The 17,037-nt window shown below is 45.4% G+C and carries 14 protein-coding genes, 1 pseudogene and 1 other annotated feature (1 of these 16 cut by a window edge); all 15 genes and pseudogenes read right to left on the bottom strand.

Features of this window, described 5'->3' with window-relative positions; all coding sequences use genetic code 11:
* Nucleotides 1–34 precede the first annotated feature (34 nt).
* Entirely contained in the window at nt 35–670 is a 636-nt protein-coding gene (pyrE, locus tag B5X77_RS12810) for an orotate phosphoribosyltransferase (protein WP_079508376.1), read from the bottom strand.
* Nucleotides 667–1,382 (bottom strand): annotated as a pseudogene (pyrF, locus tag B5X77_RS12805) (orotidine-5'-phosphate decarboxylase). The gene pyrE and the pseudogene pyrF overlap by 4 nt, the downstream one beginning before the upstream one ends.
* Nucleotides 1,354–2,295 (bottom strand): dihydroorotate dehydrogenase, encoded by a 942-nt coding sequence (locus B5X77_RS12800; RefSeq protein WP_079508375.1) that lies wholly within the window; start codon nt 2,293–2,295, stop codon nt 1,354–1,356. The pseudogene pyrF and the gene B5X77_RS12800 overlap by 29 nt, the downstream one beginning before the upstream one ends.
* A complete protein-coding gene (locus B5X77_RS12795) occupies nt 2,292–3,065 on the bottom strand; it encodes a dihydroorotate dehydrogenase electron transfer subunit (protein WP_079508374.1) in 774 nt (257 codons plus the stop codon). Before B5X77_RS12795 ends, B5X77_RS12800 begins: the two co-directional genes overlap by 4 nt.
* Nucleotides 3,062–6,274, bottom strand: a complete 3,213-nt coding sequence (gene carB, locus B5X77_RS12790; RefSeq protein WP_079508373.1) for a carbamoyl-phosphate synthase large subunit — start codon at nt 6,272–6,274, stop codon at nt 3,062–3,064. Before carB ends, B5X77_RS12795 begins: the two co-directional genes overlap by 4 nt.
* The gene (locus B5X77_RS12785; protein WP_079508372.1) at nt 6,253–7,359 is read right to left on the bottom strand and encodes a carbamoyl phosphate synthase small subunit; all 1,107 of its coding nucleotides are present in this window, start codon (nt 7,357–7,359) and stop codon (nt 6,253–6,255) included. Before B5X77_RS12785 ends, carB begins: the two co-directional genes overlap by 22 nt.
* On the bottom strand, nt 7,356–8,636 hold the full coding sequence (locus tag B5X77_RS12780) for a dihydroorotase (RefSeq protein WP_079508371.1): 1,281 nt from the start codon (nt 8,634–8,636) through the stop codon (nt 7,356–7,358). Before B5X77_RS12780 ends, B5X77_RS12785 begins: the two co-directional genes overlap by 4 nt.
* On the bottom strand, nt 8,599–9,543 hold the full coding sequence (locus B5X77_RS12775; protein WP_079510227.1) for an aspartate carbamoyltransferase catalytic subunit: 945 nt from the start codon (nt 9,541–9,543) through the stop codon (nt 8,599–8,601). Before B5X77_RS12775 ends, B5X77_RS12780 begins: the two co-directional genes overlap by 38 nt.
* A 172-nt stretch (nt 9,544–9,715) precedes the next feature.
* A complete protein-coding gene (locus B5X77_RS12770; RefSeq protein ID WP_079508370.1) occupies nt 9,716–11,035 on the bottom strand; it encodes a solute carrier family 23 protein in 1,320 nt (439 codons plus the stop codon).
* Complete coding sequence (locus B5X77_RS23740) at nt 11,010–11,132, bottom strand: hypothetical protein (protein WP_257391806.1); 123 nt, start codon at nt 11,130–11,132, stop codon at nt 11,010–11,012. The genes B5X77_RS12770 and B5X77_RS23740 overlap by 26 nt, the downstream gene beginning before the upstream one ends.
* 48 nt (nt 11,133–11,180) lie before the next feature.
* Nucleotides 11,181–11,723 carry a bifunctional pyr operon transcriptional regulator/uracil phosphoribosyltransferase PyrR gene (gene pyrR, locus B5X77_RS12765; protein ID WP_079508369.1) on the bottom strand — a complete coding sequence of 181 codons (543 nt, stop codon included), beginning with the start codon at nt 11,721–11,723 and terminating at the stop codon, nt 11,181–11,183.
* Nucleotides 11,724–11,936: 213 nt separating this feature from the next.
* Nucleotides 11,937–12,848 (bottom strand): RluA family pseudouridine synthase, encoded by a 912-nt coding sequence (locus B5X77_RS12760; RefSeq protein ID WP_079508368.1) that lies wholly within the window; start codon nt 12,846–12,848, stop codon nt 11,937–11,939.
* Nucleotides 12,820–13,311: a signal peptidase II gene (gene lspA, locus B5X77_RS12755; protein WP_079508367.1), complete on the bottom strand. Its 492-nt coding sequence runs from the start codon at nt 13,309–13,311 to the stop codon at nt 12,820–12,822. Before lspA ends, B5X77_RS12760 begins: the two co-directional genes overlap by 29 nt.
* A gap of 343 nt (nt 13,312–13,654) precedes the next feature.
* Nucleotides 13,655–13,942 (bottom strand): TraR/DksA family transcriptional regulator, encoded by a 288-nt coding sequence (locus tag B5X77_RS12750; protein WP_079508366.1) that lies wholly within the window; start codon nt 13,940–13,942, stop codon nt 13,655–13,657.
* A 155-nt stretch (nt 13,943–14,097) separates the two neighbouring features.
* Entirely contained in the window at nt 14,098–16,857 is a 2,760-nt protein-coding gene (ileS, locus tag B5X77_RS12745; RefSeq protein WP_079508365.1) for an isoleucine--tRNA ligase, read from the bottom strand.
* A 78-nt stretch (nt 16,858–16,935) separates the two neighbouring features.
* Nucleotides 16,936–17,037, bottom strand: a binding site (T-box leader) (it continues 140 nt past the right edge of the window).

Raw genomic sequence — 17,037 nt, 5'->3', positions numbered from 1 at the left:
AACATGCAGCCTTATCTTTTGGCTGCATGTTTCTTTAGATTTTTTTTGCTGTTCCCCACTCTGAAGGATCCTTACGCCATTCAGCAAGACTTTCAACATTTTCTTTTGTGATTAACCCTTTTTCCTCTGCCAGGTTAGAAAGAGTGGTAAAGTCCGTCAGGGAAACAGCTGTTATTCCAGCAGATTTAAGCTGCTGCTGCCCTTTCTCAAGTTCATATGTAAAAATAGAAACAACTCCCAGTACATCACAGCCTGCTTCACGCAGGGCATTCACTGCCTCGATTACGCTTCCTCCGGTTGAAATTAAATCCTCAACAACTACGACTTTTTGACCCGCTGTCACTTTCCCTTCAATCTGGTTCCCTTTTCCATGACCCTTAGCTTTAGAGCGAACATAGCTCATTGGCAGATTAAGCAATTCACTGACCCAGGCCGCATGTGGTATACCTGCAGTAGCTGTACCTGCAATCATTTCTGCATCAGGGAAATGCTCGACAATCAAATTCCTCAGCCCTTCAGCCACTTTTCTGCGGACTTCAGGATATGAAAGTGTGAGCCGGTTGTCACAATAAATTGGCGACTTCATGCCAGAGGACCACGTAAACGGATTTTCCGGCTGCAAGCTGACCGCCTCAATTTCCAATAACGCTTCTGCTATTTGTCTTTTCATATGCCTGCACCCTTCCATTCATTTTTAATTTTAAGGTAGCTTTCAAGCGGATCGGCAGCTCTTGTTATCGGCCTCCCAACAACTATTGCAGAGATTCCTTGTTGTCTGGCAAACTCAGGAGTTGCGGTTCGCTTCTGGTCTTGCAGTCCGCTTTGAGCTGGCCTGATTCCAGGTGTAACGGTAAGGAATTCAGTTCCCATCCTTTCATGAATAGATCTAGCTTCCTGTGGTGAACACACCACGCCATCCAGCCCTGACCTTTTGGCTAGTTCAGCATAATTTAAAACGGATTCTTGCAATGATACTCGTATAAGTTGTTCTGAACTCACCTGTGCTTCAGAGTTACTTGTCAGCTGGGTCACCGCAATGCAATCTGGCCGCTTGACGCCCAGCGGAGTGCCAGCATCCAGTCCATCAATCGCAGCCGCCATCATCTCAGAACCTCCGGCAGCATGCAGATTAACAAGGTCACAGCCCAAACCTGCGAGTACCTTCATCGCACTTTTCACGGTGTTAGGAATATCATGAAGCTTCAGGTCCAGGAAAATTCTATGATTATGTTTTTTAACACTTCAATAATCGATGGTCCTTCTGAATAAAAGAGTTCCATCCCAACTTTTAGAAAAAGCTGTTCATTACCGAATGGCTCTAGGAACTGCAGCACATGCTCCTTGTTTTGAAAATCAAGTGCGATAATAAGCGAGTCTTTCATTCTTCTTCCAGCTCCTTCCTGTTAGCTCTGATATATGGTCTGCCCCAAAACTTGCAATCAACTCTGGCAGTTCTTCAATGATTTTCGGGCATACAAATGGATCCACGAAATTCTGTGTTCCTACGGCAGCCGCACTTGCACCTGCAAGGAAAAACTCTAAAACATCTTCCGCTGACTGGACTCCTCCCATGCCAATAATCGGGATGGAAACATGCTGGCTGACTTCATATATCATCCTGATGGCAACTGGTTTAACAGATGGACCGGATAATCCTCCGGTTTTATTTGCAAGAACTGGCTGTCCTGTTGCCAGGTCAATTCGCATTCCAAGCAAAGTATTGATCAATGTTAGGCCATCTGCTCCACCATCCTGGACCGCCTTTGCAATGCTGACAATGTCGGTAACATTTGGGGAAAGCTTTACATACACAGGCACTTCAGAAACTTCTTTTACCTTTCGAGTCAGTGCTTTGGCCATGTCCGGGTCTGTTCCGAAAGCTATTCCCCCTGTTTTGACATTTGGGCATGAGATATTCAGCTCGAGAGCATGGACATTAGGAGCCTTTGACAATTGGGATGCTACCTTTACATAATCCTCTTCTGTTGACCCCGCGATATTCGCTATGATTGGTACATCGAACTGCTCCAGCCATGGAAGTTCCTCATTGAAAACCTGATTCAGGCCTGGATTTTGCAGGCCGATGGCGTTCAGCATCCCTCCGGATGTTTCGGCCACTCTTGGGGTAGGATTGCCGAACCGGGGTTCGGGTGTTGTTGCTTTAATCATGATGGCACCGAGCTGATTAAGATCAAATAATTGGCTGAACTCTTTGCCAAAACCAAAGCAGCCAGAGGCGGGCATAACCGGATTCTTCAAATTGAGTCCAGGCAGCTTGACTGATAACGAACTCATATGACAACCTCCCCTGCTTTAAACACTGGTCCATCGCTGCATACCTTTTTATATGTAAACCCTTTTGGATCTTCTTTCAGATGGCAGACACATGCAAAGCAAGCCCCTATTCCGCAGCCCATGCGCTCCTCAAGTGACAAATATGTTTTCGGCGCATATTGCCCATCCTCAATGGCTCTGAGCATCGGCGTAGGCCCGCAGGCAAACACGATATCCACTGATGCATTCAGGCTGGTAAGGACGTCCGTAACAAACCCCTTCCTGCCGTAAGAGCCATCCACAGTAGCCACGTATACCTCACCGTATTCAGCGAGTTCTCTTTCGTAAAATACGGCACTTTCTGTTTGGAAACCGATGATGCTTACAACATTGACCCCATTTCTGGCAAGCTGTTTAGCCAGTTCATACATCGGAGGCACACCAACCCCTCCTCCTACAAGCACTGCTGTTTGTCCCGGCTTTGCTTCTTCCACCGGAAAGCCATTCCCCAAAGGTCCCAGGACATCGATTGCCATCCCTGATGATTTTTCAGCAAGCAGGGAAGTCCCTCTTCCCTGCCTCCTGTAAATAATCGTAAACGTTTCCTGATTGATGGACGATATGCTGATCGGCCTGCGCAACAGAGGATCTAACCCATCTGCTACTTTTATGTGGACAAACTGTCCGGGCTGCTTCATTTCATGTGACATTCCGCCGCTCAGGACAAGTTCGAAAATATTGTCGGCGATTTGCCTATTACTCTCTATCCTGCAGATTTCCTGCCTGATCATAAAAGTACACCTTCTTTTACGGCATCCATCGGCTTTAAGGATTCTGCTGAAAATGTCATTGATTCTATGACTCTTAAAATTGCTTTCGCAGTATCAAGGGAAGTGAAGCATGGAACGCCATTTTCAACTGATTCCCGGCGAATCCTGAAGCCATCCCGTTCAGGCTGCTTGCCTTTTGTCAGCGTGTTGATGACCATCTGCGCTTCTCCTGTACGAATCACATCAATGAGGTTCAGTCCTTCTGAGCCAATCTTGCCAACGGTCTTTACTTTTATGCCTGCTGTTTGCAGGTATTTCGCCGTGCCCTCAGTCGCCATCAATTGATAGCCAATATTCGAGAATCTTTTGGCCAGTGCAAGTGCTTCTTCTTTATCCTTGTCAGCCACTGTAAGAAGTACAGTTCCAAACTCCCTGAACTTCATTCCTGCAGCAACCATCCCCTTATATAAGGCTTTTTCCAGAGTGGTATCCTTGCCCATGACTTCTCCAGTCGATTTCATTTCAGGCCCTAATGTAATATCTACCCGGCGCAATTTTTCAAACGAGAATACTGGTACCTTGACAAAGACTCCCTCTTGCTCCGGCACGATGCCTGTTCCATAGCCCTGTGAGAGAAGGCTTTGGCCAAGGATTACCTTTGTCGCAATTTTTGCCATTGGCACGTTTGTAATTTTGCTCAGGAATGGTACAGTACGGCTGGAACGCGGGTTCACCTCGAGTACGAACACTTCTTCATTGGCAATGACATATTGGATATTCAGCAAACCGACGATTTTCAGCCCTCTCGCAAGGTCAATCGTGTATTGGACCAGTTTCTTTTTTACTTCCTCACTAAGGCTTTGCGGAGGATAGACTCCAATCGAATCACCAGAATGCACTCCGGCTCTTTCGATATGTTCCATGATTCCAGGTATCAATACGTTTTCACCATCAGAAATCGCATCGACTTCCACTTCTTTTCCTGTCAGATAACGATCGATCAGCACAGGATATTCAGGATTGACCTTCACTGCGTTTTTCATGTAATGAAGCAGTTCCTTTTCCTTGTAGACGATTTCCATCGCCCTGCCGCCAAGCACGTAGGATGGACGCACCAGGACTGGATAGCCAATTTCAGCAGCAATGACAGCCGCTTCTTCCACAGATTTTGCCGTGCTTCCTTTTGGCAGTGGAATTCCCAGATTCGAGAGTGCCTGTTCAAACTTGTCACGGTCCTCTGCTCTGTCAAGGTCTTCAAGAGTTGTCCCCAGGATGCTTACACCCCTGTCAACCAGTTTCGATGCAAGATTGATTGCTGTTTGCCCGCCAAATTGGACAACTGCGCCAATAGGCTTTTCGAGGTTGATGATATTCATGACATCCTCAATTGTCAGCGGCTCAAAGTACAATTTATCCGAGATGCTGAAATCAGTTGAAACTGTTTCAGGATTGTTATTAACGATGATTGCCTCATATCCGGCTTCCTTGATGGCTTTAACGGAGTGGACAGTTGCATAGTCAAACTCAATTCCCTGCCCAATCCTGATTGGTCCGGATCCCAGGACAATCACACTTTGTTTGTCGCTGACAACTGACTCGTTTTCTTCCTCATATGTGCTATAAAAGTATGGTGTTTCTGATTCAAATTCAGCTGCGCATGTATCGACCATTTTATAGACAGGCAGCAGGTTCTGTTCAAGACGCCATTGATATACCGCCTTTTCTTCTACATTCCATAATTCAGCCAGTACCTTATCGGCAAAACCTTTTTGCTTTGCTGCCCTTGCCGTTTCCAAATCGAACGGCCTTTCAGCAACCTGCTGCTCAAAAGCTATCAATCTTTCTAATTTATAAAGGAAGAATAAATCGATTTTGCTCCAGCTATGAAGCGTTTCAATTGTATTCCCTCTCCTGATGGCCTCTGCCAGGTAGAATAGTCTTTCGTCACCAGCTTTACGGATTCTCTTTTCCAGCAATTCATCGTCAATTTCATTTCTATTGTTAAGAGTGAGATGAGTAACGTCCGCTTCAAGGGAACGAACCGCCTTAAGTAGAGACTCTTCAAAGTTACGGCCAATCGCCATCACTTCCCCAGTAGCTTTCATCTGCGTTCCGAGCGTACGGTTCGCGGATTCAAACTTATCGAATGGCCAGCGAGGAATCTTGGTTACAACATAATCCAGCGCCGGTTCAAAGCAGGCATATGTTTTGCCAGTCACAGGATTCAGCATTTCATCAAGAGTTAAGCCTACGGCTATTTTTGCTGCAAGCTTGGCGATTGGATAGCCAGTCGCTTTTGAAGCCAGAGCGGAAGAACGGCTGACACGAGGATTCACTTCGATAACATAATAATTAAAGCTGTCCGGATCAAGCGCCAGCTGTACATTGCAGCCTCCTTCAATCTTGAGTGCCCTGATGATTTTCAGACTGGCATTCCTAAGCAGCTGGTATTCTCTGTCGCTCAATGTCTGACTTGGAGCTACAACAATGGAATCACCCGTATGGACACCAACAGGATCAAAGTTTTCCATATTGCAGACCACTATCGCATTATCATTGCTGTCTCGCATCACTTCGTATTCTATTTCCTTGAATCCAGCGATACTTTTTTCTAGCAGACATTGACCGACAGGACTGTTTTTGATGCCGCTCGTCACGATTTCGATCAGTTCTTTCTCGTTGCTGCATATGCCTCCGCCGGTTCCACCCATTGTAAAAGCAGGCCGGACAATCACTGGATAGCCAATTTCCTCCACAAAAGCGTATGCTTCATCAAGACTGTGTATGATATCACTATCCGGAACAGGCTGACCCAGTTCGTTCATCAGACTTCTGAACAGCTCCCTGTCTTCTGCTTGATTGATGGCTTCAAGCTTTGTACCTAGAATCTCCACACCGCATTCTTCCAGTACACCTGCCTTGGACAGTTCAACAGCTAAGTTCAGTCCTGTCTGGCCGCCAAGTGTCGGAAGGATGGCATCTGGGCGTTCCTTGCGGATGATCCGCGCCACAAACTCAAGAGTAAGCGGCTCTATGTATACTACATCAGCGATTTCAGTATCTGTCATGATGGTTGCCGGATTCGAATTGACGAGAATGACCTTATACCCTTCTTCACGAAGTGCAATGCACGCCTGTGTTCCAGCATAATCAAATTCCGCCGCCTGTCCAATGATTATAGGACCAGACCCGATTACTAGAATACTATTTACATCTTTACGCTTTGGCATAATTGACAGCCTCCTTTTTTTTCTGCTTTCACTAGCTCGATGAATTGATTGAATAATCCGTTCGCATCTTCAGGTCCAGGTGATGCTTCCGGATGATATTGGACAGTGAATGCTGCTGCATTTTTATGTGCAAGTCCTTCAACAGTTCCATCATTCAAAGCAAGATGGGTAACTTCCAGCTCTGTCCCAGTGACAGAATCCTCCGTTACTGTATATCCATGATTCTGTGAAGTCAGAGCCACTTTTCCTGTACGTAAATCCTTGACAGGGTGGTTGGATCCTCGATGGCCGAATTTCATTTTTTCCGTATCCGCTCCGCATGCTAGTGCGAATAATTGGTGACCCAGGCAAATTCCGAACAGCGGAACCTTGCCAAGCACACCCTTGATCATTTCAATGGCTTCAGGCACATCCTTCGGGTCCCCAGGTCCGTTTGAGAGCATGATGCCATCTGGGCTTAAACTTAGGATCTCATCAGCGGCTGTATTATAAGGGACCACAATGACATCACAGTTCCTGTCATTCAGTTCTCTTAAAATCCCATGCTTCAGTCCGAAATCCACAAGAACGACTCTATGGCCGCGGCCCGGACTAGGGTATGCTGTCCTGGTCGATACTTCCCTCACCTGATCCTTTTGCAGTGTTTCCCGTTTCAAAGAGGCAGCCATCTCTTCTGCATTTACATCTAATCCGCAAATGGCCCCCTTTAAAGTGCCATACTTACGGATGATTTTCGTCAGCTTTCTTGTATCGATTCCAGCTATTCCCGGAATGTTCTTCATTCCCAGGTAATCATTCAAAGGCATCTCCGAACGCCAATTGGAAGGGAAATCAGCATTTTCCTTCACAATCAGGCCACGGACTGCGGGACTGATTGATTCAAAGTCATCCCTATTGATTCCATAATTGCCAATCAGCGGATAAGTCAATGTTACGATCTGTCCACAGTACGATGGATCTGAGAGTATTTCCTGGTAACCAGTCATACCTGTATTGAAAACAACCTCACCAATTGTCGATGTCTCACTTCCAAATCCTTTTCCTATAAAAACTGTGCCGTCTTCTAAAATCAGCTGCTTCTTCATGCTGTTACAACTCCCTTTTCCCAGACTATTTTTCCTTCAGCAATCGTCAGTACAGGCCATCCCTTGCAGTGCCATCCGCCAAATGGTGTATTCTTTCCTTTGGTTAGGAATTTTTCTGGATTGATTTCTCTTTCTTCGTCCAGGTCAATCAGCACAATGTCTGCGGGTGAGCCTTCTTTGAGCTCACCGTATGGAAGCCCAAACACCTGAGCAGGCTTGATTGTTAAAAAGTCGACCAGCTGCTTCAATGTAATGATGTTTGTTTTAACAAGATGCGTATACAAAAGCGGGAATGCTGTTTCAAGTCCGACAATCCCGAATGGCGCCAGTTCGATTCCCTCTGCTTTTTCAGCACTGGTATGCGGTGCATGATCTGTCGCGATGAAATCAATTGTGCCATCAAGCAGGCCTTCAATTAAAGCCTCCTGATCCTGTTTGCTCCTGAGCGGAGGGTTCATCTTATAATTTGCATCGTTTCCTGGTATGTCGTCTTCACATAAAAGTAAATGATGCGGAGTGACTTCAGCGGTCACTCTTATGCCATACCTCTTCGCATCCCTGACTGCCCTGACGGATTCTTTCGTACTGATATGGCAGACATGGTAGTGGCACCCTGCCTCCTCAGCAAGAAGGATGTCCCTTGCAATATGTACTGACTCACAAACTGACGGAATTCCGTGAATTCCTAGTTCTTCAGCTTTCTTCCCCTGGTGGAGCGAGCCTTTATTGATCAATGTATTGTCTTCACAGTGAGCAACGATAGTCATGTCAAGTTTTGCTGCCCTTTTCATTGCTTCAAGCATCATACCTGCTGACTGAACCCCTACCCCATCATCGGTGAGGGCAAATGCTCCTGCTTCCTTCAGTTCACTAAAATCAGTTAGCTCCTGTCCAAGTTCTCGAATAGTGATTGAGGCATAGGGCAGAACCCTTACATAACCCGTTTCCTGAATCCTTTCCTGGAGCCATTCCATCTGGGCCTTTGAGTCAGGGACAGGTCTTGTATTAGGCATGGCAGCAACTGTAGTAAAACCACCCTTTGCTGCAGCAAGTGTCCCTGTAGCAATCGTTTCTTTCTTTTCTCCGCCAGGCTCCCGCAGGTGGACATGCAGGTCAATCAGCCCTGGTGCTACCAGCTTTCCTTCTGCGTCAATTATTTGATCAGCCTTTGAGGAGAGGGGGCCAACCTGTGATATTATTCCGTTTTCTATGAAAATATCCATTGTTTCAAAACCGTTTTCAGTAAGCAGTTTGCCATTTTTGATTAGCATTGACATGATCCATTCCCCCATTCTTGTTTTCAAGTGCTCTTTTCAAAACAGCCATTCTTATATACACGCCGTTTTCCATTTGCTTAAATATTCTCGACTTTGAACATTCCACTAGTTCATTTGCAATCTCTACTCCGCGGTTGACTGGTGCGGGATGGAGAATGATACTGTCTTTTTTCATCATTTTTTCCCGCTCGCGGGTTAATCCGTATCGTTGATGGTAATCTTCTTTTTCAAATAGAATTTTTCCATCATGGCGTTCATGCTGGACACGCAGAAGCATAACAACATCTGCCTCGCGGATAGCGTCATCCACTTCCATATACTCGCATCCGTGGGGGAGTTCAGATAAGTTCACCCAGCTTGCAGGACCGGAAAAAATGACCCTGGCCCCGAGCCTGATAAGAGCATCGGCGTTGGATCTTGCCACCCGGCTGTGCAGGATATCGCCAATGATGGCTACTTTGATTCCCGTGAACCGGCCAAATTCCTGTCGGATGGTCATAAGATCCAGCAGTGATTGTGTGGGGTGATGCCCCCTTCCATCTCCCGCATTGATGATGGGGATTGATATTCCTTGTTTGAGCTCAGAAAAGTAATTGTCCGCACTGTGCCTGATTACCACTGCATCAGTGCCAATTGCTTCGAGGGTCCTGACTGTGTCATACAATGTCTCTCCTTTTAAGACGCTTGATGTCTGCACCTCGAATGGAATAACCTCAAGCCCCAGCTTTCGTTCAGCCACTTCAAAACTCGATTTCGTCCTTGTACTGGGCTCAAAGAACAAATTGCTGATAAAAACCTTTTCATTGGGCTGCCATGTCTCCCCCATGGCGAATCCTGTTGCACTTCCAAGAATTTCTTGGATTTCATTAATGCTCAATTTTGATGTTGTCAGCAGATCCCATTTCATGATCAGTCCGCCCCCTTTTATGTAGAAAAAAGCACCCTGTCTGTTCAACAGGGTGCTTTGCATGAACTTGCCGGCATAAATCCGCTGAATCGCGAATTTATGTGCATGTTGAATAAGCCGGTTCGCCCATGACACCCTTTTAAGCCTCTCTGGACCTTTTTAAAAGGTGAAACTATGCTACATCGTTCTTTTTCTCAGTTTTTTTTTCCGTTTCAACTTCAAACATATCTTCTTCAATTTCCGGGCGTCCTGGAAGGATGATGTTCAGAACTACACCGATGATTGCTGCCAGAGCCATACCTTGAATTTGGAACTGTTCTGATACCTTAATGAATGCCCCGCCAATCCCAATAACCAGGATGACTGAAGAGATAACAAGGTTACGCGTGTTGCCAAAGTCTATTTTGCTGTCTACCAGCATTCTTAATCCTGATGAAGCGATGATTCCGAACAGCAGGATGGAAACCCCACCCATTACCGGTGTAGGAATCGAGCTGATCAAAGCAGTGATTTTACCGATGAATCCGAAGACTGTGGCAATAATGGCGGCTCCAAGCAGGACATAAACACTGTACACTCTTGTGATTGCCAGCACTCCAATGTTTTCACCGTAAGTTGTTTTAGGCGGTCCGCCGATTAAGCCTGAAATCATGGTTGCCATGCCGTCTCCCATGATAGAACGGTGCAAGCCAGGTTCTTTAATATAGTCTCTGCCGACTACCTTGCTCAGGACAAGCTGGTGGCCGATGTGTTCTGATAATGTCACGATTGCTACCGGTACCATCAGAAGGGCGATTTCCATTGTTACTTTCACTTTGTAGTCAACGAATGGGATGATGAAGTCAGGCATCTCAAACCATCCGGCTTTTTGGACTACTGAGAAGTCTACAATTCCAATAAACAATGAGTATACATAACCGACGATTATCCCTGCAAGGATTGGCACCATGCTCATCATGCCTTTTCCATATATCGAGAAGATGATTGTTGCTGCAAGTGTGACTAGAGCTGCAGAAAAGTGAAGCAGGCTATACTCGGTCGTGCCAGGAACATTCATCGCCATGCTGACGGCTGTACCAGCAAGTGCAAGCCCGATGACAATGATAACTGGTCCAACAACAACAGGCGGCAATAACCTCATAATCCAGCGATAGCCGGCTTTTTTAATAATGAGAGCGACCGTTCCGTAGACGAGGCCGGCCAGGAAAGTTCCGATCATTGCGGCACCCGGGCCGCCGCCTGCTTTTGCTGCAATGACAGGAGCAATGAAGGCGAAGGATGAGCCAAGGTAAGCCGGTACCTGGAATTTAGTGATGATCAGGAATGCTATTGTACCCAGTCCGCTTGAAATCAAAGCGATTGCCGGGCTTAAGCCTACAAGGTATGGAACCAGGATTGTGGCGCCAAACATCGCGAATAAGTGCTGAAGACTAAGTGTGAACCATTGGAATGGTGTTGGGATATCTTTAATATCTAGAATTGGTTTGTTCATTTTTATTCCCCTCTCTTTTATAAAAACAAAAACCCTCTTTGCCAGAAGGTGCAAAGAGGGTATGGGCAAAAAAAGCCCGCACAAAGCCATAAGCCATGTGTTCCCCCTTCTCAGCCTCTCTGGACTGCTTTTAAAAGGGCACTATTTATTTATCATAAATGCTTACTCGTTCTTCCTGGTCTACTTCCTGCAGTTCGACAACGATTTTTTCAGCGCTTGAAGTCGGTATGTTCTTGCCTACAAAGTCTGCTCTGATTGGAAGCTCCCTGTGTCCCCTGTCAACGAGGACTGCAAGCTGTATGGTAGCCGGGCGCCCGATATCGATCAGGGCATCCATCGCAGCCCGTACAGTCCTGCCAGTGTATAGGACATCGTCTACCAGAATTACTTTCTTATTCGAAATGTCGACCGGAATATCCGAACCCTTTACTTCCGGTTCCTGGTCACTCGTCTTTTTTGTCAAGTCATCACGATACAGTGTGATATCAAGGTCTCCTACGGGTATTTCAGCACCTTCAATTTCCTGGATCCGATCGGCGAGCCTTTTGGCGATAAAAATCCCTCTGGTTCGGATTCCAACGAGCACGCAGTCTTCGATGCCTTTGTTTCTTTCGATAATTTCGTGGGCAATCCTCGTTAATGCTCTGCGGATTCCTTGATTATCGAGCACAACCGCTTTTTCTGTCACTTGTTTTCACTCCTTCTCTTTCTATGGTTGAAAACGGATATGTTCAGTAAAAAACCCTCCTGCCAGTTTGGGCAAGAGGGTAAACGTGTAGTGTCAGCTGCAGCAGAGCATCAAGAAAATGCCTGTTGCAAATCCGTTTCCTTCTCAGCCTCACGGGACTGTCTTAAAGGACTTATTAAACTATAGTCATCTTAAGACACTTGCAGAACTTTGTCAATGATTTTCTCTTAAATCATTTAAAAGGTCTATGAAATATTCAGGCATCGGCGCTTCAAATTCAATATACTCACCGGTTCTCGGGTGATCGAAACCAAGCACGCCTGCATGCAGTGCCTGGCCGCCGATATCAAGTGTCTTTTTAGGACCGTATTTAGGGTCCCCGGCAAGAGGAAAACCGATATACTTCATGTGCACACGAATCTGGTGAGTTCTTCCTGTTTCGAGCTGGCACTCAACTAAGGTAAAGTCCTTAAAGCGTTCGAGCACATTAAAATGTGTCACAGCATGTTTTCCTTTATCGACGATCGTCATGCTCTGGCGATCCTTAGGATCACGTCCAAGCGGAGCATCGATTGTGCCATGGTCATGCTGAATATTGCCGTGGACAAGTGCCTTGTATTTACGGGTTACCGTTTTTGCCACAAGCTGGTTCACCAGGCTTTCATGGGACAGATCGTTTTTAGCCACCATCAATAGGCCAGAAGTATCCTTATCGATCCTGTGGACAATACCCGGGCGTAAAACACCGTTAATCCCGGATAGATCTTTACAATGGGCCATCAATCCATTCACCAGGGTACCTGTCATATGTCCAGGTGCTGGATGGACAACCATTCCTTTAGGCTTGTTTACAACCAGTACATCCTGATCCTCGTAAAAAATTTCGAGGTCCATCTCTTCAGGGATGACATCCAGTACCTCAGGATCCGGGATGATGATTTCCAGCCTGTCATTCAGGCTGCATTTATAATTTGTTTTCACCTGTACTCCATTAACCAGCACGCTGCCATCCTTGATCCATTGCTGGACCTGGCTTCTTGACCACTCAGGATCAAGCGTTGAAATAATCTTATCTATTCTGTCACCAGCCTGTTCTTCACTGATGATGTGTTCCATTTTCTCCATAAGCTTTTCTTTTCGCCTCTCTCTCTTCCCTGATCATATCAATCATCAGCAGACCCACACCAATTACCAATGCAGAATCGGCAATATTGAAAATAGGGAAATCGTAACCGAAAATATATGTGTTGATAAAATCCACCACTTCTTTCCGGTATACCCTGTCGATGAAATTCCCAATCGCCCCGCCAAGCATGAAACCAAGCGAAACACCAAGCAGCATCTTGCCTTTGGCTGCCTTCTGAATATAAATGACAAGGCCAATCACCACAACAATCGTTATGACATAAAAGAACCACATTTGCCCCTGCAGGATTCCCCATGCCGCCCCACGGTTGCGATGAGAAGTGATGTACAAGAAATTCTCTATAACCTTTATGCTCTCTCCAAGCTCCATGTTTTTCACAATGAACCATTTAGTAAGCTGGTCAAGCAAGATCACAAACAGCGCAATTATGTAATAAAACACAAAGGTAACCTCCACATCCATCATATATACCTTTGCATTTTAGCACATAAAAGATTAAAACGACAGATTTTATAAGCTTTTATGATGTTAATGACATTGAAAGGTGGTAAAGCACCTTATTAAGGTTAAATTTGTATTAAAATCTGTGAAGTACAATCATGATTTTCAGTGAACTCGAAAAACTTTTTTTGGTGAAAAAATATTTTTATTGCTGTTTTTCGATGTTTTAATGAAATCGTTATTCGCGAAGAATTAATTTTATTGCCGACTTGGAAACTTGCAACGGAATTTTCCATTTCGTTTTTTGTTTTTCCCAAACCCCTGACCAAGTGGCACAAAAAACTCACGAATATATTGGTTTTCGGTAATATTGTTCCATTTGGTTTAATTCACTGGCTGATCTAGCTGTTGGGATTGTCTGTAAAAAATCGTATGGGAGATATTCTCCAGATAATTCACATTTTCCATACTCTCCATTATCCACTTTCTCCAATGCTGCTTCGATATCGCGAAGTTCATCTTTTATATATTTCAAAATTCTTACGTCTCTATCGCCATAGTTCAGGTACGTTAACAATTCTGTCTTCGTTTCGCGGAGCTCATTGTAAATGTAATCAAGATTACTTTCCATATATCTGCCCCCGTTCCTGTTTACAGCTATTATTTCCACAGGCAGGATGCTGACTCAACTTAACTTTTTACATGTACTGCAGGATTTCCCAAGCAGGATGTTATTTGGCATACATAAAAAAACTCCGGGGCCAAAAACCCGGAGTCATGTATTATTTAGTAATTTTCTTTTACTACTGTTGCACAGCGCTCACAAAGTGTTGGATGTTCTTCAACTTTACCCACTTCTGGTGTGACAACCCAGCATCTTTCACAAGTTTCACCTTCAGCTTTGGTTACAACGATTGCTGCGTTTTCAAGCTTGATGGCATTTTCTGGAGCCTGGTCATAGCTTCCTGCAACTTCAAAGCCTGAAACGATGAATAGCTGGCTTAAGTTTTCAGAGATTGCGTCAAGAAGCTCTTTTGTACTGTCGCTTACATATAATGAAACTTTTGCAGTCAAAGACTTTCCGATCACTTTTTCGTTTCTCGCTTCTTCAAGCGCTTTAAGGACATCGTCACGGAGTTTCATGAAGGCATTCCACTTTTTCTCAAGTTCTTCCCCATTCGCGATTTCCTTAGCTTCTGGCATATCTGTAAGCTGAACGCTATCTTCCTTCGCTGATGGAATGAATGCCCAAACTTCATCCGCAGTATGAGAAAGGATAGGTGCAGTCAGCTTCACTAATGCAAGCAAGCTTTCATGCAAAACTGTCTGGATTGCACGGCGCTCAGCATTATCTGCTGCTTCGATATACAGGACATCCTTCGCGAAATCCAGATAGAAGGCACTCAAATCAAGTGTACAGAAGTTGTTGACCGCATGGTATACGCCTGCAAATTCATAGTTGTCATAAGCATTTCGTACATATTTGATTAGCTTGTTCAGTTTGACGAGCATGAACTGGTCCACTTCGCGTAACTGTTCGAATGGTACGGCATCCGTTTCAGGATTGAAGTCTGAAAGATTGCCAAGCAAGAACCTGTATGTGTTGCGGATTTTACGGTATACTTCAGCAACTTGCTTAAGGATTGCGTCAGAAACACGCACATCTGATTGATAGTCAACAGATGCAACCCAAAGTCGAAGGATGTCTGCACCTAACTGGTTCATGACCTTGGCAGGAACAACGACGTTTCCGATTGATTTACTCATCTTGCGGCCTTCACCATCCAAAGCAAAACCATGGCTGAGAACTCCTTTATATGGTGCCTTGCCAGTTACTGCAACGGCTGTTGATAAAGAAGAGTTGAACCAGCCGCGGTATTGGTCAGAGCCTTCAAGATAAAGGTCTGCCGGACGCTGGAGGTCATCGCGTTCAACAAGCACTGCCTGGTGAGAAGATCCGGAATCGAACCAAACATCCATGATGTCCGTTTCTTTTGTAAATTGGCCATTAGGACTTCCAGGGTGGCTGAAACCTTCTGGCAGCAATTCCTTCGCTTCTTTTTCAAACCAGATATTTGATCCATGCTCACGGAATAGATTTGAAACATGTTCGATTGTTTCGTCAGTGATGATCTCCTGCCCGTTCTCAGCGTAGAATACAGGGATAGGAACACCCCATGCGCGCTGACGGGAGATACACCAGTCGCCGCGGTCACGGACCATATTGAACAATCTTGTTTCGCCCCATGCAGGAACCCATTTTGTTTCCTCAACAGCTTTTAGCAGCTCGCCTCGGAAATCTTTAATGGATGCGAACCATTGTGCTGTAGCACGGAAGATAACAGGTTTCTTCGTTCTCCAGTCATGCGGGTAGGAGTGTGTGATGAAGCTTAGCTTCAATAAAGCGCCAGCCTCTTCAAGCTTTTCAGTGATTGGCTTGTTTGCCTGATCGTAGAACAATCCTTCAAAGCCTTCTGCTTCAGCCGTCATAACACCCTTATCATCAACAGGGCATAAAACTTCAAGGCCATATTTCTGGCCAACATGGAAGTCATCTTCACCATGTCCAGGAGCCGTGTGTACGCATCCTGTACCAGCATCAGTCGTAACGTGCTCTCCAAGCATGACAAGTGAATCACGGCCATACAATGGATGTTTTGCAAGAACGCCTTCAAGCTCCTTGCCTGCAAATTTCTTGACAGTAGAGACACTATCCCAGCCGATTTCATTCGTTACTGCTTCAAGCAGTTCTTCAGCAACAAGGAATTTCTTTCCGTCGGCTTCAACCACTACGTAAGTCAATTCGGGGTGTACAGAAATACCCAGATTTGCAGGAATCGTCCACGGCGTTGTTGTCCAGATGACAATTTCAACATCCTGGTCTAAAACACCCTTACCGTCTTTTACAGGGAAACCAACATAGATGGAAGCTGAACGTTTATCCTGGTATTCAATTTCTGCTTCTGCCAGTGCGGATTCACTTGATGGTGACCAGTAAACCGGCTTTTTACCTTTGTAGATATATCCTTTTTTGGCCATCTCGCCAAACACCTTGATCTGCTGTGCCTCATATTCAGGCTTCAAAGTGATATAAGGATTTTCCCAGTCGCCTCTGACCCCAAGACGCTTAAACTGCTCACGCTGGTTGTTGATCTGCTCATATGCATATTCTTCACATAGCTTCCTGAATTCAGCGACTGTCATTTCCTTGCGTTTTACACCTTTGTTGGTCAATGCCTGCTCAATCGGCAAACCATGTGTATCCCATCCGGGAACATATGGAGAGCAAAAGCCGCTCATTGACTTATAGCGAACGATAAAGTCTTTTAAGATCTTGTTTAATGCATGGCCCATATGGATATCTCCATTCGCATATGGAGGTCCATCATGAAGGATGAACAGCGGGCGTCCTTCCGTGTGCTTTTGGACTTTTTCATAGATATTCATTTCTTCCCATTTTGCCTGGATTTCCGGTTCCCTGTTTGGAAGGTTCCCGCGCATTGGAAACTCAGTCTTCGGCATGAGCAATGTGTCTTTGTACTCCATTTAATTGATCCTCCTAATTTTACCGTTGCAGCCATGAAATAACGATTCCAGGAAAATAAAAAAACCTCCCCATCCCTGGAAAGGGACGAGAAGGTTTTATTCCCGCGGTACCACCCTAAATAGACAAGAAATCTTTATCCTGTCCTCTTAGCATTCTTAACGCGAATGTCACGCCTGCAC

Origin of the sequence: Mesobacillus jeotgali (assembly GCF_900166585.1) — a bacterium.
GTDB lineage: Bacteria > Bacillota > Bacilli > Bacillales > Cytobacillaceae > Mesobacillus > Mesobacillus jeotgali_A.
The sequence above is the reverse complement of the archived record's forward strand: the minus strand, read 5'-3'. Positions and strand labels throughout refer to the sequence as shown.